This is a genomic window from Tatumella citrea (genome assembly GCF_002163585.1).
Taxonomy (GTDB): Bacteria; Pseudomonadota; Gammaproteobacteria; order Enterobacterales; family Enterobacteriaceae; genus Tatumella; species Tatumella citrea.
In genome coordinates, this window is the sequence record NZ_CP015579.1 from 4163378 (window position 1) to 4182351 (window position 18974).

16 protein-coding genes are annotated in these 18974 nt (G+C 49.7%); 4 read left to right on the top strand and 12 right to left on the bottom strand.

From position 1 onward, the window contains the following. Nucleotides 1-271: 271 nt before the first annotated feature. On the bottom strand, nucleotides 272-1474 hold the full coding sequence (locus A7K98_RS19730) for an MFS transporter (protein WP_087490614.1): 1203 nt from the start codon (nucleotides 1472-1474) through the stop codon (nucleotides 272-274). Between the two features lie 94 nt (nucleotides 1475-1568). On the opposite strand from A7K98_RS19730, the gene A7K98_RS19735 reads away from it, so the two are divergent. After that, on the top strand, nucleotides 1569-2507 hold the full coding sequence (locus A7K98_RS19735) for a LysR family transcriptional regulator (protein WP_087490068.1): 939 nt from the start codon (nucleotides 1569-1571) through the stop codon (nucleotides 2505-2507). 476 nt (nucleotides 2508-2983) lie between these two features. Continuing rightward, nucleotides 2984-5377, top strand: coding sequence for a membrane-bound PQQ-dependent dehydrogenase, glucose/quinate/shikimate family (locus tag A7K98_RS19740; protein WP_087490069.1), 2394 nt, complete (start codon nucleotides 2984-2986; stop codon nucleotides 5375-5377). A gap of 66 nt (nucleotides 5378-5443) precedes the next feature. Here A7K98_RS19740 and A7K98_RS19745 read toward each other — a convergent pair whose 3' ends face one another. From A7K98_RS19745 to A7K98_RS19755, 3 genes are all read right to left on the bottom strand, one after another. Then, nucleotides 5444-5947 (bottom strand): TIGR00645 family protein, encoded by a 504-nt coding sequence (locus tag A7K98_RS19745; protein WP_087490070.1) that lies wholly within the window; start codon nucleotides 5945-5947, stop codon nucleotides 5444-5446. 346 nt (nucleotides 5948-6293) lie between these two features. After that, a complete protein-coding gene (locus A7K98_RS19750) occupies nucleotides 6294-6770 on the bottom strand; it encodes a DM13 domain-containing protein (RefSeq protein WP_087490071.1) in 477 nt (158 codons plus the stop codon). Nucleotides 6771-6854: 84 nt separating this feature from the next. After that, nucleotides 6855-7127 (bottom strand): YdgH/BhsA/McbA family protein, encoded by a 273-nt coding sequence (locus A7K98_RS19755; RefSeq protein ID WP_087490072.1) that lies wholly within the window; start codon nucleotides 7125-7127, stop codon nucleotides 6855-6857. Between the two features lie 135 nt (nucleotides 7128-7262). On the opposite strand from A7K98_RS19755, the gene A7K98_RS19760 reads away from it, so the two are divergent. After that, nucleotides 7263-7868, top strand: a complete 606-nt coding sequence (locus A7K98_RS19760) for a TetR/AcrR family transcriptional regulator (RefSeq protein WP_087490073.1) — start codon at nucleotides 7263-7265, stop codon at nucleotides 7866-7868. A gap of 113 nt (nucleotides 7869-7981) precedes the next feature. On the opposite strand, the gene A7K98_RS19765 is transcribed toward A7K98_RS19760, so the two are convergent. From A7K98_RS19765 to A7K98_RS19795, 7 genes are all read right to left on the bottom strand, one after another. Next, nucleotides 7982-9814, bottom strand: a complete 1833-nt coding sequence (locus tag A7K98_RS19765) for an ABC transporter ATP-binding protein (RefSeq protein WP_087490074.1) — start codon at nucleotides 9812-9814, stop codon at nucleotides 7982-7984. Nucleotides 9815-9922: 108 nt separating this feature from the next. Beyond that, nucleotides 9923-11251: an NAD(P)/FAD-dependent oxidoreductase gene (locus A7K98_RS19770; RefSeq protein ID WP_087490075.1), complete on the bottom strand. Its 1329-nt coding sequence runs from the start codon at nucleotides 11249-11251 to the stop codon at nucleotides 9923-9925. 8 nt (nucleotides 11252-11259) lie between these two features. Further along, entirely contained in the window at nucleotides 11260-11964 is a 705-nt protein-coding gene (locus A7K98_RS19775) for an SDR family NAD(P)-dependent oxidoreductase (protein ID WP_087490076.1), read from the bottom strand. Nucleotides 11965-11987: 23 nt separating this feature from the next. Continuing rightward, nucleotides 11988-12905, bottom strand: coding sequence for an ABC transporter permease (locus A7K98_RS19780; protein WP_087490077.1), 918 nt, complete (start codon nucleotides 12903-12905; stop codon nucleotides 11988-11990). Nucleotides 12906-12915: 10 nt separating this feature from the next. Further along, nucleotides 12916-13866, bottom strand: coding sequence for an ABC transporter permease (locus A7K98_RS19785; protein ID WP_087490078.1), 951 nt, complete (start codon nucleotides 13864-13866; stop codon nucleotides 12916-12918). Nucleotides 13867-13903: 37 nt separating this feature from the next. After that, the gene (locus A7K98_RS19790) at nucleotides 13904-15571 is read right to left on the bottom strand and encodes a peptide ABC transporter substrate-binding protein (RefSeq protein WP_087490079.1); all 1668 of its coding nucleotides are present in this window, start codon (nucleotides 15569-15571) and stop codon (nucleotides 13904-13906) included. A gap of 184 nt (nucleotides 15572-15755) precedes the next feature. Next, nucleotides 15756-16244 carry a MarR family winged helix-turn-helix transcriptional regulator gene (locus A7K98_RS19795; RefSeq protein WP_087490080.1) on the bottom strand — a complete coding sequence of 163 codons (489 nt, stop codon included), beginning with the start codon at nucleotides 16242-16244 and terminating at the stop codon, nucleotides 15756-15758. Nucleotides 16245-16459: 215 nt separating this feature from the next. Here A7K98_RS19795 and A7K98_RS19800 point away from each other — a divergent pair, with 215 nt between their 5' ends. Continuing rightward, complete coding sequence (locus A7K98_RS19800; RefSeq protein ID WP_322787361.1) at nucleotides 16460-18094, top strand: ABC transporter ATP-binding protein; 1635 nt, start codon at nucleotides 16460-16462, stop codon at nucleotides 18092-18094. On the opposite strand, the gene A7K98_RS19805 is transcribed toward A7K98_RS19800, so the two are convergent. Continuing rightward, nucleotides 18072-18881, bottom strand: a complete 810-nt coding sequence (locus A7K98_RS19805; RefSeq protein WP_087490082.1) for a sugar phosphate isomerase/epimerase family protein — start codon at nucleotides 18879-18881, stop codon at nucleotides 18072-18074. The genes A7K98_RS19800 and A7K98_RS19805 overlap by 23 nt on opposite strands. Between the last annotated feature and the right edge of the window lie 93 nt (nucleotides 18882-18974).

Here is an 18974-nt window from a genome sequence, read left to right on the forward strand (position 1 = left end):
TGGCATAGCGATGGCCGAATTCACGAAAATCCGCTATCCGGAATGACCGTTCATCGGTGTCAGACGATATGCTGTTCATAGTGAGAGTAACCGGCAATGGCAAAAGAAGTATTCGTTGGTGAATTATTGGCCGGCATTTTACCACTCAGAGTGGCCGGGAGTAAATTAAATGATACTCATTTTCATTTATATGCTGAGATTAAAGAATGACCGGAAGAGAGGGGCGATGACATGAAAATAAATACCGGGAGCAACGCCCCCGGTACAGAGATTAATTATGCAGATGGCGACTGCACAAACGAACCACCAGTGCTGCAAATGCAGCCAGAATTGACAATATCACTACGCCATTCCAGCCACCATGAGTCAATGCCATGCTACCCAGAGCGGAACCGGCCGCCATGCCGATAAATACGGTAGTGAACAGCAACGCATTCAGACGACTGCGGGCTTCCGGCACCAGCCGGAATACAATGGTCTGATGAGCGACCAGTGAAGCCTGAATACCGAGGTCAAAAATAACTGCACTGATAACAATCAGAACCAGTTTTCCCTCAGCCGGCAGTAACGGCATCAGCAACATAATGGCAAAGGCGACAATCACCAGGCCTGCCCCAATCTGGGTTACCCGCGCCGGGCCAATGCGATCAGCCATGCCTCCTGCCAGTGGCGCTGCAAGGGCACCCGCTGCACCTGCCAGACCAAAAGCCCCGGCCACCGCACTGTCCAGATGAAAATCCTGATATAGCATCAATGCCAGGGTTGACCAGAACGCGCTGAACGCCACCGATAACAATCCCTGAGCATAAGCCGCACGGCGCAGCGTAGTGTGCTCATGCCACAGTTTCCACAGCGACTGCATCAGCGAAGTCCAGGGAACCGGTGCCGATGGCCTGAATGTTGGCAGAACCCGCCATAACGCCAGAGTAATCAGTAATACCGAGGCTGCTGCAATAAAATAGAGATTACGCCAGCCCAGATATTCGCCAATCAACCCGCTGACAACCCGTGATAACAAAATTCCGGTCAGCAGACCGGTCATCACAGTACCGACTGTCTTACCGCGGCTGTGTTCCGGAGCCAGTGCTGCCGATGCCGGAACAATGTCCTGCGCAACGGTCGCTGCAAGCCCGGTGAGCAGGCTGGCAGTCAGTAATAAATTGAGATCCGGGGAAATACCACACAGCAGTAATGCAACCACCAGCAACACACCTTTCAGTGCAATCAGTTTCCGCCGGTCAAACCGGTCCCCCAGCGGGGTCAACAGTAAAATACCCAAAGCATAGCCAATCTGGGTCAGCATCGGGATCATACCTGACTGGGAGTTCGTGGCATTAAACTCCTTGCCCATAATTCCCAACATTGGCTGGCTGTAATAAATAGAGGCTACCGTCAGTCCGGCACCAGCAGCCAGAGTAAACAGCAACGGGGCTGATAATTTTTCTTCGTTCATGGTCTGCTCGATTGCTGACATCATAATTTCTCCGAATCAGGGTTGCATTAAGTAGACCTGAACTCTTTAATGCATGGTAGACGCAAATTAAGCAAAACTGTTATACGTGGTACGTATGAAAGAAATCTTAGCCGGTAGCATCGACCGTATTGAACTGATGCAAACCTTTATTCGCATTGTGGAAAGTGGCAGTCTGTCGGCCTGCGCCCGCCAGCTGGAAGTCACTCAGCCAACGGTAAGCCGACGATTACAGGCATTAGAAAAAATGCTGGGTCAGAAACTTATCCTGCGTACCACCCACGCATTAAAGCTGACCGATGACGGAGAACGCTGTTACAGCCGGGCGCGGCAGTTGGTCGGTAACTGGTATGCCCTGGAAGACGAGCTGACCAATACCCATGACGAACCCGTAGGGACGTTACGGGTTCGCGTGCCCCATGCCTTTGGCCAGGATCAGATGATTGAACCGTTGGTTGACTGGCTACAAAAATCTCCGGCGCTGAATGTTGAATGGATGCTGAATGACCGGACGCCGGATTTCGTCGCCGAAAATATTGACTGTGCAATTCAGGTCGGTGCTCTCAACGACCCGGGACTGGTGGCTATCCAGATTGCTGAGGTCCCGCGACGTATTGTGGCAACGCCAGAGCTGTTGAACCGTTCCGCACCACTACAAAGTCTTGAGCAACTGGCAGCCCTGCCCTGGCTTTCCCTCAGCACTTTCTACCGTACCGAAATCACCCTGAAACATCAGCCTGACGGGCAAAGCAAAACTATTACCATCAGCCCGAGATTATCGAGTGACAGTATTTATGCCATAAGAAAAGCCGCACTGGCAGGGATGGGGGTAGGCCTGGTGTCGTCATGGCTGGTTGAAGAAGATCTTGCCGCGGGCCGTTTACTGGAACCACTTCCGGAGTGGCAGGCCCCGCCGCTGCCGGTTTGGCTAACTTATCCCTGGGCCAGTTACTATCCGGCCAGACTACGCCATTTTTTCAGTCTGATAAAACAGGTGATGCCAACTCTGACAGGAACACGACCGGCAGCCAGGTAATTGCCTGGCAATCATCAATATCTGATACAAATAGTCACAGTTATTTTTAAATCGGATCCGTTATTTTTCGTGGTACATAACGGATTCTGTTACTGCTGCCTTAAATCTGCGTCACCAGATAATATCCTGGGCACTGGCGGCCACCATCTGCTTTCATCCCGTTGAATCACCCCGTTCATAATCAAAAAATAAACATATACATACCAACAAGTTAAAGAGAAACATTCATAACTTAATACCTCAACTCTTTCATCGCCGGGATCTATCCCTCTCTGAAATATCACTACAATCAAATGGATAAAACATTACACTTAGTGGTGATTAAACAGCATAAAATTCCGGAATGACACTTAAAAAAAAGCGGCACATAATAATTTGCATGCTATATTCAGAAACTCAAAGTAAACATTTATTTAACCTTTAACTACATTTCTTTACTAAACGTAGGGGTATTTATCTTCTTTGGGGATGTTGCGATGAATAAAGTGTCACTATTTGTAAGGATAATGTCCATTATCCTGTTCCTGTGTGCGATACCGCTGATTATCGGAGGCGGCTATCTGATTTCCCTGGGGGGTTCCTGGTATTACCTGATCTCGGGGATTGTTCTGCTGATTTCATCCGTACTGCTGTTTAAGGGTAAAACAGCAGGTGTTCACCTGTTTTATATCCTGTATGTGGTGACCATACTTTGGACCATGTACGAAAGTGGCACCGATTACTGGGGCTGGATCCCAAGACTTTCGCTGCTGACAGTACTGGGTTTACTGTTATCTCTGACTCTGCCATCACTGAACAACGGTCAAAAGAAACCGCTGAGCCGTGGCCTTGCCGGGCTATTTGTAGTGATTTTTATTGCTGCATTTGCGTGGGCTTTCGTGCCGTTCCAGAGCTTCCAGTCAACAGATGCTCCCCCGAATACTCCGCTGGCCTCTCAGGATAATCCGCCGGCAAACTCACAACCGGACAGTGACTGGACCTACTATGGCCGTGATACTCATGCCACCCGTTTTTCACCACTTAACCAGATTAACACCGGTAATGTGGCCAAACTGACCAGGGCATGGACATACCGTACCGGCGATCTGCCGCAACCCGGCCAAATTAATAAATGGGCTGCCGAAAATACCCCGATTAAAGTGGGAGATGCGGTCTACGTCTGCTCTGCGCGGAATAATATTATTAAGCTGGATGCCAAAACCGGTAAGCAAATCTGGAAACACGACAGCGGTGTAAAATACGAAAGCATTCCTTATACCGCAGCCTGTAAAAGCCTGACCTGGTACACCTCTCATGTGGTGCCTGAAGGGCAACAATGTCATGACCGCCTGATTGTCGGTACCCTGGATGAACGCCTGCTGGCAGTAGATGCTCAGACCGGTGAATCCTGCGCAATGTTCGGTGATAACGGTCAGACTAATCTGCTGACTGGTCTGGGCCATACCGTTCCTGGCTTTGTTGCTGTTACCTCGCCGGTACCTATTGTGAACGGCGTTATCATTGTTAACCATGAAGTGCTGGATGGCCAACGCCGCTGGGCTCCATCCGGGGTTATTCGTGGTTATGACGCGGAAACCGGCAAATTTAAATGGGCATGGGATGTTAACAACCCGGGTGTCCATACTGAGCCAGCGGCAGGTAAATATTACAGCCGCGGGACACCAAACTCATGGACCGCTATGACCGGCGACGACAAACTGGGTCTGGTCTATGTACCGACGGGTAACTCTGCTGCGGACTATTACAGTGCTATGCGTTCCGCGAACGAAAACCGTGTCTCCTCATCTATCGTGGCACTGGATGTGAACACTGGTGATGAAAAATGGGTGTTCCAGACCGTCCATAAAGACGTCTGGGATTACGATATGGGTTCACAACCAACGCTGATGGACTTCCCTGGCAAAGACGGACAGCCTGCTATTCCGGCGATGATTGTTCCGACTAAACGTGGCCAGACTTTCGTACTTAACCGTGCTACCGGTCAGCCACTGAGCCAGGTCGAAGAAAAACCGGCACCGGCCAGCATCATCTCTGATGATCCACGCAGTCCGACTCAGCCGTGGTCTGTGAATATGCCACGTCTGGGCATGCCTCCGCTGACTGAAGCGAAAATGTGGGGGATTTCACTGTTTGACCAACTGGCATGTCGAATCAAATTCCGTCAGGCTAACTATGTCGGAGAATTTACTCCGCCATCACTGACCAAACCGTGGATCGAGTTCCCGGGCTATAACGGCGGCAGTGACTGGGGCAGTGTGGCTTATAACCCACAAACCGGGCTGTTAATTGCCAACTGGAATAACACACCGATGTATGACCAGCTGGTTACCCGTAAGAAGGCTGATGAGGAAGGTCTGGTATCCATCGATTCCCCGGCATTTAACCCTACCGGCGGTGGTGCAGAAGGTAACGGCGCAATGGCGGACACCCCTTACGGAATTAATGTGTCACCGTTCTTTGCTCCGGTCACTCAGATGCTGTGTAACGAACCACCTTATGGGATGATTACTGCCATTAACATGCATACCCAGAAAGTGGTATGGCAGCATCCGTTAGGCAGCGCAGAAAACAATGGTCCGTTTGGATTACCCACCAAATTACCGATCAATATCGGTACACCAAATAACGGTGGTCCAATTATTACTGCCGGTGGCCTGACTTTTGTTGCTGCGACGACTGACAACAAAATCCGTGCCTATGACAGCAATACCGGTAAGGAACTGTGGAGCGATACACTGCCAGCTGGCGGCCAGGCGACTCCAATGACCTACTCGGTAGACGGTAAGCAGTATCTGGTGATTATGGCCGGTGGTCATCACTTTATGCGCACCAACGTCGGCGATTATGTGATTGCTTATGCTCTGAATTAATCAGACCGGAAAAAGCAACGGCCCCGTCAGATGACGGGGCCGTTTTGTTTTCATATCAGGCTATGACTAATGGCCAGCCTTGCTGTCACGGGACATTTTATCCAGATATCCCATCACAAAAGCTGATAACACAAAGGTCAGATGCAGCAGGATGTACCAGAGAATTTTACTGTTATCGATATCCCGCATCTCCATAAACACCCTCAACAGATGAATCGAGGAGATGGCAACAATCGACGCAGCCACTTTATTTTTCAGCGAGCCGGAATCCATCTTCCCCAGCCAGCTGAGTTTCTCTTTATGCTCATCGATATCCAGCGCCGAAATAAAGTTTTCGTAACCAGACAGCATCACCATAATCAGTAAACCTCCCACCAGCGACATATCAACCAGTGACAACAGCAGCAGGATCAGCTCATTTTCGGTCACAGAAAGAATATGTGGCAGGACATGAAAAATTTCCTGGAAGAATTTAATTGTCAGCGCCAGTAATCCCAGCGACAAACCTAAATACACCGGAGCTAACAGCCAGCGTGTGGCATACATCAGATTTTCGGTAAAACGTTCCATAACAACCCGGGTAACTTATAAGGAGAAAAGTAGTATACCTGAGCCGGTCTCAACCCCGCACCCTGCTGGTGATTTTTTACCAGAAGCAAAGCCCGTCATCGTTGATCTTTCTGATGGCGATTTTCTGCATAACAGGCTGAGTAAATTAACTCTGGTTGCCTGGCCGGGCAGACCTGTAATGAGCACCTGCCTCAGCCATTGGGTATCCGGGACCAAAAGTTATTTTCAGGAAGAAATTTCAGTCAACAGACCCGGCGATAACACTGGTACTTTTACCGGATTGCTCAGGGATTCGTCAGAAATTATTCCTGACGGACCCCGGTCGTCCTGAAAAATGGGCCCGCCGTTATCGGTACTGAGCTGAACCGATAAATTGACTGAATCTTTCACACCAGATTTGTACGGTGGTATATTCATCAATATTGACCCCGTTTGGCAGATTCTTTTTAAAATTACCGAAATTCTTTAAATCACCAATATATAGTGAATCTGGTTTTATTTTTAAGAATTCCTGGCGGTCGTTAGCCTGAGTTTTGGTCAGATAAATCTTGTAATCCGGCCCGGGGGCAACGCTGCCTTCAAAGGCAATACCGTGGTCGGAAACAAACAGTTTTCCATCTACCCAATGGACGGCATTACTCCCTTGCTGATTTTTTACAAACTCTCCTGTATAGCGTGCATTTTGTCTGACCTGAAGAATCTCAGCAGAATCGGCATTTTTTTCCGCGGTTAACACCGGCAACACATAAATACCCGCAGCGAAACCAACACCGAGTAATACCAGATGTGAAACGACTAATAACGCTTTGATGTTTTTTTTCATAATCATTTCCCTTAAATAAGAGTAATCAATCAGGAGTGTGAAGCTACACATCCTTATTCCATTGACTGATCGGTTTAGCGAATTTTATAAGTCACGAACGGCTGTGTTGTAGAGTGTCGCTGTGGCATATCCACGGGATGAAGTGTTCATAGAAGTAATTCGAAAATAATCAGCATCATACTTGTCTGCACTGGCCGAAAGCTTTTGAGTCAGCTCATCAATAGTGCCTCCTGAAACACTGATACTGCCCAGCCGCACCAAAGATCCCTGATACGAACTGTTGATTTCAGTCGCTGCGTGTGACAACAGCGGCTGGGTACTCAGGCACAGTATGGCTGCGATAAATATTCCTTTCATTTTCGTTCCTTTGTTTGTTTTTTAGTGATCGCTAAAAAATATAAATCAAAAAACCGTAGCTGGCAATTATTATTTAGTAATCACTAAAAAATGTTAGTATCGGCGTACTGACCTACTTCAGATGAAACTGACACGATGAGTGAAAAGAAAAAAACTGGCAGACCCAAACTGCTCCCACAGGGAAAACTGGAAGAGACCTTGTTTCAGGTATTTTCGCAAAAAGGATATACCTCAACGTCGATAGCAGACCTCGCCCAGGCAACCGGAATGAAGCCCCCATCGTTGTATCTTGCCTTCGGAAATAAGGAAGGGATGTATGCAGCAGCACTCAGATATTACCGTCAGTACTGGCTGGAATCGTTGGTACAATCACTACAAGACAAAACCTTGACGTTCGAACAACGAATTCGTTCTTTTCTTAGTGAAGCGTTCAGATTATTCACCTGTGACGGAAAACCATTGGGATGCATCATGACATTTTCCGCTCTGGCTTTTCAGGTCGATGAGCAGGGTATGGCAGAACAATTGCGTGATGAAAGGCTGGCGTTTATTCGCTGGCTGGAAAATGAGGCCCGCGAGGCACAAAAATCAGCAGAGCTACCGGCATATATGGATCCCCGGGCATTTGCCTGTTTGATAGTCACCCTGGAGAAAGGGCTGGCGTTGACTTCACTGGATAGTCCTGATCCACAGGTAGTGCAGGAGATGATCGACAAGGTACTGACAGCGGTCTTTCGCTGAGACAGAAATCTCCGGACAAACCAGCAGATGCCGGTTTGTCCGGACAGAAAACCACGAAGGCAAGGCATTCAGCCAGTCACACAATTTCACTGTCTGACAGCCTGGCATTCCGGCTAATCGCTGCCAACAAAACCACCGGTCTGACGCTGCCAAAGGCGCGCATACACGCCCTGTTTTGCCAGCAATTGCTGATGGTTGCCAATTTCGACCACTTTTCCCTGTTCCAGCACAATCAGCCGGTCCATCCGGGCAATGGTCGATAAACGGTGAGCAATTGCAATGACTGTTTTGCCGGTCATCAGCGACTCCAGGCTTTCCTGAATAGCGGCTTCCACTTCGGAGTCCAGTGCAGAGGTCGCTTCATCCATGATAAGAATCGGTGCATTTTTGAGTAACACCCTGGCAATCGCAATACGCTGACGTTGCCCGCCAGAGAGTTTCACCCCACGTTCACCGACATGAGCATCCAGCCCGTAACGCCCCTGAGCATCTGAAAGTTGCGGAATAAATTCTTCAGCTCTGGCACCAAGAATCGCAGCCTCAATCTCGCTGTCACTGGCATTCGGACGCCCGTAAAGCAGATTATCGCGGATTGAACGATGCAATAATGAGGTGTCCTGGGTGATCATACCAATCTGGCTACGCAGGCTCTCCTGAGTAACGGCAGAGATATCCTGACCATCGATAAATATATGCCCCTGATCGAGGTCATACATCCGCAGCAGCAGGTTCACCAGTGTTGACTTACCGGCTCCTGATGCACCAATCAGGCCAATTTTTTCTCCTGGCCGGATGCTCAGATCGATATCAGAGAGAATCGGCCGGCCATTACCATAACGGAAAAACAGATGGTCAAAATTAATTTCACCGGCAGTCACTTTAAGCGCCGGAGCTCCGGGTTTATCCTGGACGCTCAGCGGCTGAGAAATAGTCGCCATACCATCCTGCACCATACCGATATTGGCAAAAATACCGTTCACCACCCACATGATCCAGCCGGACATATTCACCAGCCGAATCACCAGTCCGGTCGCCAGGGCAATCGCACCGACGGAAATCAGTGACTGGGTCCAGAGAATTAATGCCATCCCTGTGGTACTGACAATAAGCGCTCCGTTCAGTGTCGACAGCGTTACATCCATAACCGTGATCATTCGCCCGGCATGCTGAGTTTTCACTGTCTGTTCCTCAATAGCTTCCTGCGCATTTTTCTGCTCGAGCGAACTATGGGCAAACAGTTTCAGGGTCGCGATATTGGTATAACCATCGACGATAAAACCCATCAGTTTGGAACGCGCTTCGGAAGATACGACCGAACGTTGCTTCACCCGCGGCACAAAATAGAGCAGAGAAACGACATACAGCACCAGCCAGATAATTAAAGGAACCATTAATTTCCAGTCAGCCGCCGCAAACAGCACCAGTGCGGTAATCGCATAGATAAGCACATGCCAGATGGCGTCCACCAGCTGTACGGCTGAATCGCACAACGAGCTGCCGGTTTGCATAATTCGTTGGGCAATCCGCCCCGCAAAATCATTCTGGAAAAAGGTCAGACTCTGACGCAATACATATTTATGGTGCTGCCAGCGCATCATGCTGGTCATGCGCGGGTTAATGGTCTGGTGAATTAGCAAATCATGCAAAGCAATAAACACCGGGCGGATAATAAGCGCAACGGCCCCCATCCAGCTCAGCAGTAGCCAGTGTTCGGTAAATAATGTGGCTGGTTTCGAGGTATTAACCAGATCGATAATCTTACTCAGGTAACTAAACAGAGAGACTTCAATCAGAGAACTGATCAGACCAACCACCAGCAATCCGGCAAAGCAGGGCCAGACCTGGCGCAGATAATAGGCATAAAAACGGCCTATCGTTGTCGGCGGCGCATCTGTGGGAGGTTCCCGGAAAATATCAATTAATCGTTCAAAACGTTCAGATAACATAACAACAAGACCCGACGCGAAATAATGAATCGATAGCTTAGTGCAAAAAACCTTCTCCTTCAGCATTCTGTTAAAAAACAAACGACCGGCATTCGCCGGTCACGTTTATTACAACCAGTGTTGTGCCTGAATTTTTTCACCGTCAGTAAACCGGCTGAAGCGAAACGGCCGGGGGTCAACCGATGGAGTACTGCCTGCGACCAGATCTGCCATCAGCTGGCCTGCCCCGGGTCCGATACCGAAACCGTGGCCGGAAAAACCGGTCGCAAGGAACAGTCCCGGCACTGACTCAATCTCTGATATCACCGGTATGGCATCTGGCATGGTATCAATATATCCGGCCCAGCTTTGTTCTGCCTGTAACGATGATAACTGCGGCAGCGTCTGATGCAGGTTCGCCAGAATTTGTGCCACCGCAGCAGCATTCGGTTGCGGATCTAACACGCGAATTTTTTCATACAGAGAGATCTGATCAGCCTTCCCCGGTTGCCAGTGCATCATTTCATGTAAGAAACGCCCACCCAGCCGTAAATTAATACTCTGACGTTCCTGCCGGTAAGCTGGCAGATAGGACCGCATAAATCGCAGGCTGTCCGGCGTAATATCACTGATGCTGGTTGACGAACTGGCAACAGTCAGCCCGCCATCCTGCCGCTTACGGATAGCAACACTGCCAAAACTGGCACTCATTCCAGGATTAAAGTCTGTCACCTGAGTACGCAGTACCATACTCAGAACTTTCAGTTGAGGTAACGTCAGCCCACAGCCCTGCATCAGCAGACGTGACCAGGCTCCTCCGGCCACAACAACTGAGCTACAACGTATCACGCCGCGTTCGGTAATCACTTCACTCACCTTACCGCCGGAGTAGCCGATTTGCCGGACCGCGCAGTGTTGTTGCAGGTTCAGGCCCGCCTCACAGGCCGCTTTTGCCAGGGCCGGTGCCGCCAGTTGTGGCTCAGCCCGACCATCTCCCGGCGTATACAGTGCACTAAAATAATTCCCCATAACCCCGGGCATTTTGGCCTGCAACTGCTCCCGGCTCAGCATTTCACTGTGAATATCATGCTGTCTGGCTTCCTGCAGCCATTGCTGGTGAGTTTGCAGTTGCTGTTCGCTCCGGGAAGCATAGGCAATTCCCGTGATTTTAAACCCACAATCCTGCTGCAGACGTTCATTCATCCCTTCCCACAGCTGCATACTCAGGTTAATCAAAGGCAGTTCTCTGATATCCCGTCCTGTTCTGCGGCACCAGCCCCAGTTTCTGCTCGACTGTTCGCCGGCAATATAACCTTTTTCCACCAGTACCGTCGGGATCCCCCTGGAAACCAGAGATAACGCCGTAGCAACACCAATAATTCCGCCACCAATAACGACCACCTCAGTCTGCTGCGGAAACTGCGCAGTAGAATGAACAACTCCGACATTCAGCCCCATAGTTCACCTCAGTAATTTTCTTCCACGGCCCAGTTCACCGGAATCTCAGCAACACTGGCACTGTTTGGCAGCATCAGTACCGTTCTGACCAGCAACGCTATATCTGCCGGCTGAGTCATCTTTTCTGCCGGAACATCAGTTAATGCCGTTCCCATCTCTGTCGCCACAAAGCCCGGACATATGGCGCAGGCACGAATCCCCTCCGTATCTCCGGCCTGTCGCAGAGCATGTGTCAGTGCCAGCGCAGAGAATTTGCTCATGGCATACAAGCCTGACTGTGCAGATTTCACTCGTTTGGCTGACAAGGAAGCCAGTGTGATCACCCTGCCCCTGCCACTCATTTTCAGCCACGGCCACACTTTACGGGTCAGCCGCATCGGGGCTTTGACGTTAACTGAAAATTGCAGATCGAACTCTTCATCAGTCGCTTCCAGCACCGGTCGTGGCAGCATAATTCCGGCATTGTGGATCACGGCATCAATCCGACCGTAGGTTTTTATGGTGCTGTCAATCCACTGCTGATCACTCTGGCTGTCCAGTGCATCATAGTGGCACACCAGTTGTTGTCCGGGGTTAGTCACAGTGACTTCTTCCGGCGTCCGGCAGCCCAGGCTCACCGCCCAGCCATGTTGCATGAGTTCCACGGCAATCGCCGCACCTATGCCCCGCCCGCCGCCACTAATCATGGCGACCGGATATGCTGAAACTGTCATTCTGCCTCCTGAAATTAGCTACACTATTTCTTCGCAGCAGGTTTACCGGTCGCGGAACCCTGGTGGCTGCGGTTGTCCAGAGCATCGCGTAACCCGTCGCCGATGCAGTTAAAACAGGTCACTGCCAGGGTAATTGCCAGTCCGGGGGCCAGCGCCAACCATGGAGCCTGCTCCAGATACTGCTGAGCGCTGTTAAGCATATTGCCCCAGCTTGGCAACGGTGGCTGAATGCCGTATCCCAGGAAACTGATGTAAGCTTCCATCAGAATCGCTCTGGCCACCGTCAGGGTTGCAGCCACAATGATTGGCCCAACGACATTGGGTAATAGTTCCCGGAACATGATCCAACGACCTGACAGCCCCAACATTCTGGCCGCCAGAATAAACTCACGCTCACGCAAAGATTTCACTTCGGTTTCTACAATCCGCGCCACTTCCATCCAACTAGTGACTGCAATAATCACAGTTATCATCATCGGACTGGGTTTCAGGAAGGCTGCGAGTGCCAGTAATAAAAAGACTCCGGGGAAAGAGAGAAAGGCATCCACAATACGCATTAAAATGGTATTAATTTTCCCGCCATAGTATCCGGCAATAATGCCAATCACTGCGCCGAAAGCGATGCTGAGCAACATGGAAAAAAAGCCCACCAGCAATGATATTCGACCGGCCATCAGTAAACGTGCCAGAGTATCTCTTCCCAGTGGATCACTGCCCAGTAAATGCCAGCCACTAAATGGCGGTGCAAAGCGATGCCTCAGGTCAATATGCAAGTCGTCAAAAGGCAGTAATGAAGGACCAACGATGCATGCCAGGGTCATCAGAAGAATAATGATCAGCCCGGCGCAGGCGAGACGATGACGCAGAAAACGTTGCAGAGTCCGGTTTTGCCACCAGCGTGATGCCGGGGATAGCGAAATAACGGCAGAGGTATCAGACATTATATTCTCCTTACTCAGGCCGGATTCGTGGGTCGATCAGTGCAGTTATTACATCAGCTAACAGGTTGCCCACCAGCACCATGATGGCGGAAAACATCAACAGTCCCATCACCACCGGATAATCGCTGTAACCCAGGCTGTCGAGAAACAATCTCCCCATACCCGGCCAGGTAAAAACAGTCTCAGCCACCAATGCCCCGCCAAGGATGGTGGGCAGTTGCATTCCTGCCAGTGCCACCATAGGCAACAGCGCATTCCGCACCACATGTTTAAGTAATACCTGCCTGGGCGACAAACCTTTCGCCCGTGCCGTTTTTACAAATTCCTGGTTAATCGTTTCCAGTGTGGCGCTGCGCATATAGCGGCTCCACACTGCAATATCAACAAATGTCAGCACCAGTACCGGTAGTACAAGATGATGCAGGATGTCACCTACCGAGCCGTCACCGATGGTGTACATATTTCCGGCAGGGAACCAGTGCAACTTCAGTGAAAAGAAATAAATGGCCACCAGACCAAACCAAAAGGTAGGAATCGACAGGGCTATCATTGAAGCCATCGTTGCCACATCATCAAACAGACTGTAACGACGGACGGCACTTTTAACACCAACCCACACCCCGATGGTTACCGCCAGCAGAGTTGAGGTCACCATCAGCAGCAAAGTTGCGGGGAGATGAGAAAAAATAATATGCAGAACCGGCTGCCCGTCCCGGTAGGAACGCCCCCAGTCCCCCCTCAACAGATGACTCAGCCAGTCAAAATATTGCACCGGCAATGGGCGGTTAAGCCCCATTTGTTCTGCCAGACGGTGCAAGGTTTGCTGGCTCATTCCCGGGGTGAGCGCGTACTGAGACAATGGCCCTCCCGGGGCCAGGTTGAGTGCGGCAAAACCGATCACCGAAACCAGAAACAGCACCACCACACTTTGCCCGCTTCGCCGTAACAGAAAATTCAGCATAAACCCTCCTTTTCACTTAATGAGCGTGCAGAACGGCTTATGCCCAGTACCAGGTGCCGACATTCCAGCTGTCAATCCGTACATTCACATTCGGGATAATGTTCATCGCTCCCTGTTTATGCCCCCGCACATTGGCAAACGGGAACAGTGGCAGGAAAGGCAAATCCTCTCTTACAGCCTGCTGAATTTCGGTATAAATCGCTTTTCGCTGGTCTGGGTCAAACACAGTGCTGCCTTTTTTCAGTAATTCATCGACCTTAGGATTTTGATACTGGAAGGTATTTTGGCCAGCGCCGCCCTTAACCGGAATTGAGGCCGAGGACATATAGTCTGTAGTATCCGGATCGGCACCTGTCAGGAAATTCAGCCCGACAATCGCAGTATCAAATTTGGACATCATCCAGAACTCACCCCACATCACCGCAGGAGGAAGATTGGAGATTTTCATTTCAATACCGATGTCCTGTAATGACTGCTGCATAAATTGCTGCATTTGTTCGCGCAGATGATTTCCGGCGGTTGTTGAATTGGTGAAAGACAATCTGACGCCATTTTTTTGACGAATGCCGTCCGAACCCGGTTTCCAGCCAGCAGCATCTAGCAATGCTTTCGCTTTATCCGGGTTATATTCATGAGCAGGCAGTGAAGGATCATAATAATAGGATCCCTCCGGCATATAAGTTTCGGTTTCCTTCGGCAGACCATAATAGAGAGAATCGATAATTGTCTTTTTATCGATGGCATAATAAATAGCCTGCCGGACCGACAACTCTTTGAATTGCGGACGTTCGAGATTAAATGCAAAATTCTCCAGCGTAGCGCTGGAAGCCACATCAACCACTTTGCCTGGTAATTTTTTAGCATCTGCATAATGATCTGCGGAAATCCATTGCAGGCCCACAACATCGATATCACCTGAGACAAACTGGGTGTACATCACATTCAAATCGGGGATATATTTATAAATCACCCGTTCCAGCCCGGGTCCGCCAGCGTAATAGTGCGGATTTGCTACCAGCTCAATATGGTCTCCCGCAACCCGTTGTTGCCAGACAAAGGGACCGGTACCCACCGGTGCATTATTGAACGGAGCATTATTTTTATCTTTTACCGGGCCAAGAATATGTTCAGGCACGATAAAAGTGGAAGCGAGAATTGACGGGTATGGCGCAAAAGGTTTCTCCATTCGCCAGCTGATTTCGGTTGGCGAGATCACCTTAATATCACGGACTAATTCATGCCCTGTTTTACGCCAGCTTCGGAAGTTCGGATCGACCAGCAATTGCAAAGTGAATTTAACGTCACTGGCAGTAAAAGGCTGCCCGTCGTGCCATTTGACATCATCACGCAATTTTATATGAAAATTCAGACCATCCTCAGAAATCCCACCATTTTTGGTCGTCGGAACCTCTTTTGCCAGTGCCGGTGTAAACTCACCTTTCTCGTTAATCGCAAATAGCGGGTCAAAGATGCTGAAATGGATCCCTTCGTCTACTTCAATATGAGGCAAGTGCGGGTTAAATACTGTAGGTTCCTGAGAAAAACCAATAACCATCTGGCCTTTAGGTTTTGCCGGCATAGCGGCAAACACCTTTCCTGCATTAAACAGATCAGGCAGAGCAAACGTCGTAACCCCGGCGGCAAGGTAAATAAGTGCCTGGCGACGGGATATTTCAGGTAATATTGTTTCCGGTTTTTTCGACATAATGACTCCTCGGATTATCTTCTGACCATGTTAAATGGAATGATGTGCCAGCTAATTAAAAAGTCTGACGACCAGAGAAACAGAATTGACAGAAAATGGTTCATACACGGCATGTGTAATTCCCTGTCCGAATAAGATGTTCAGCTATTGTTTATTTCACAGAAAACAACACTGTTGAATAAAATTAAAACAGCCCCGAAGCCTGATGAAATTTTAATATTTTATGGCAGGCATGAATAATGATATTTTTCTCATAGTCAGTGACCATATGGAAAAAATCGTCATCCTGTTTTCTGGCCAGCTGAATAACTTTTGAAGCTAAATGATGGCCTTTAACCGTCAGATAAAGCTCCTGAGAACGTTGATCAACCGGAGAGGTCTTCCGAATAATCAGCCCCTGCTTTTCCATTTTCTCCAGCAGACGGCCCATGGAAGAGCGATCGCGAACAATAATATCTGCAATATCTGAAGGCCTGATACCCGGGTGCCGGGAAACGATAAGCAGAGTACCTATTTTTCCGGTGCCCTTCGCTACATCCAACCCTGAGAGCTTATTATCCAGATCACGCGATACTGCTATATTCACACGGCGAATATAGAAACTCAGCAGTGACTCCAGCCCGCCAAAATCGGCAGAAGGATTATTAAAGTCGGTACTATTTAACTTATCCATCGTTCACCTTTTTAAGTATGACCGGCTGATAAATTCAGTATTCACAGATTAGTGGACAGTCACAACCAGTTTATCCATACGATTTTGTGATTTTATTAAAAACCCAACAGCATCCGGCAAGCCATAATAAAACGATCTTTCCTGAGGTGTAATTGAACTGATAATTTGTGATAACGGTAAAATCATCCCACCCTGAACTAACGCTGATAAAGGATATGATGATGGAACGTCCGGAAATTGCTGTTGAAAATAATGTTTTATTATCAGTCCGCCATTTGACAGTGGCATTGCCTGAGGGCATGGACCGCAAATATGCAGTGGAAGATATTAGCTTTGATCTGCTGGCTGGCGAAATTCTTTGCATTATCGGCGAGTCAGGCTCAGGAAAATCAGTAACTGCACATGCCGCTATGGGGCTGTTACCACCGATGCTCAGCGTAAAGCAGGGCGAAATTATTCTGAAAAATCAGAATATATTAACCTCTGATCCGGCAGTGATACGTAGCCAGCAAGGCAAGACCATTGCCATGATTTTTCAGGATCCTCTCTCAGCACTCAATCCGGTAATGTCTGTCGGCAAACAAATTTCAGAAGTCATGGTCGCACATGGTGTGGGTACTCCTGTATCGCGGCAGCAGAAAATTGTGTCCCTGCTTGAAGAAGTGGGTTTGCCTGGGCCGGAAACTCTTCAGCATCAGTATCCTTTTAACCTCTCCGGAGGCCAGCGTCAGAGGGTGATGATTGCTATGGCGCTGGCTTTAGACCCCGACGTGCTGATAGCGGACGAGCCAACAACGGCGCTGGATGTCACCACTCAGGCACAAATCCTGCAACTTATCCGCAATCTGCAAAGCCGCAAAACGATGAGCGTCATGTTTATCACTCATGATTTTGGGGTTGTAGAGGAAATTGCCGACCGTGTCGTTGTTATGCGCAGAGGAAAAGTGACCGAACAGGGGTTGGCATCGCAGGTGCTTCAGCATCCGGTACACGACTATACCAGGCAGCTTATTCAGGCAGTGCCCCGCTTGTACAATGCTCCACGGCCACGGGAAACCAGCGCGCCGGTGGTTCTGGAAGCTATCAATCTCTGCAAAACCTACCGTAAATCATCAGGCTTATTTGGTCGATCCAGGCAGGTTACGGCTCTGAACAATGTCAGTTTCACGCTGCGCAAAGGCGAGACTCTCGGAGTTGTGGGTGAATCCGGGTCTGGAAAGTCTTCGCTGGGCAGGGTGTTGGTTAAATTACTGGATGCCGATTCCGGGCAGATAATGTTTGATGGCCGCGATATCATTCCTGTCAGGGATAAAGATTTCCGCCCTTCACGCCCGTTAATTCAGATGATTTTTCAGGACCCCTTTGCCTCTCTGAATCCCCGACAAACTATTGGTACCATCCTTTCAGTCGGCCCGCGGACTCACGGCGGAATGACGGATACCGAAATCCGGATCAAAGCCCTTAGCTTACTGTCGCTGGTCGGCCTGGAAAGCAGTGCTTACGACCGTTATCCACATGAGTTTTCAGGAGGGCAGCGCCAGAGGATTGGTATCGCCAGAGCGCTGATGTTTGATCCGCTGTTACTGGTTGCCGATGAATCCGTATCCGCACTGGATGTCTCTGTGCAGGCGCAGGTGCTGGAGTTGCTGGTAAAAATTCAGCAAAAAACCCGGGTCGCTATCCTGTTTATCACCCACGATCTTCGGGTCGCCAGCCAGATATGTGATGAGCTGCTGGTCTTGTGGAAAGGAAATGTGGTGGAGCAGGGCACACCACAAAAGTTGTTCTCCGCTCCTGAGCATGCTTATACACAGACCCTGGTAAATGCTATTCCTGGCCAGCGGATTTAAGACCCGACGTATCAGGCCACAATGAGTTCAGTATTGTGGCCGCCTGGCGTATCTGATCAGCTGGCTGCCCGTGCCGCAGATTAGGGAGAATGCCCACCGGGCCCTGATAGCCACTGCTGTGCAATTTATCCGTAAAACAGTTGAGTGCCTGCCGGGGATTACTCTCCCGGGGGATTCGCGGATCAGCAGGATCACAAAACTGGACACGATAGATCCATTCAACAGGGATCTCATCCAGGCAACTGGCATCCGATCCCCCGGAAACGATCGATAACCAGTCAACCATTAACCCTATGTTGGGTTGTTCCAGCCTCCGCAAATGATCCAGGGCCGCAGGCAGTGTCTGGTCAGTATAGCCACTGTTGAGTGGCTGATAGATAATCTTCATGCTGAAACGGGCTGTTTCAGAGGACAGCCATCTCAGATCATCATCCACCAGTGCTTCGACAAAGTTGGGATCCTCCGGAGGAGTGACTAACAGAGTGTCACATCCGGCCTGCAACGATAACGCAATCCTCTGCCTGACTTCCTCACGCTTTTGCCAGCGCAAGGCCGGAGGTGTTCCGATAAAGTTTTGCAGAGTTCGCAAATGGATAAGATGTAATCCATAGCGTTGAAGCAGAGCGGCGCATTTCTCACCGACAACAAGCCCCGGCTCAGCAGGATCTGCAGAAAAGTCCGAGGGTGATGCGTCAATCTGTGAAAACCCGGCGTCGCGTATTAACAGCAACAACTGGTCATTTAACCCGGAGAAACCGGAAGTATTCAGCCAGCGAGTGTCGGCCATCAAACAGCACCTCCGCAAAGCAGGTATATTCAGGCGCCTCCGGCTGGCAGCCGGGGGCGGACAGGTCAGGGATCAGCGTTTAACACTCTGTCC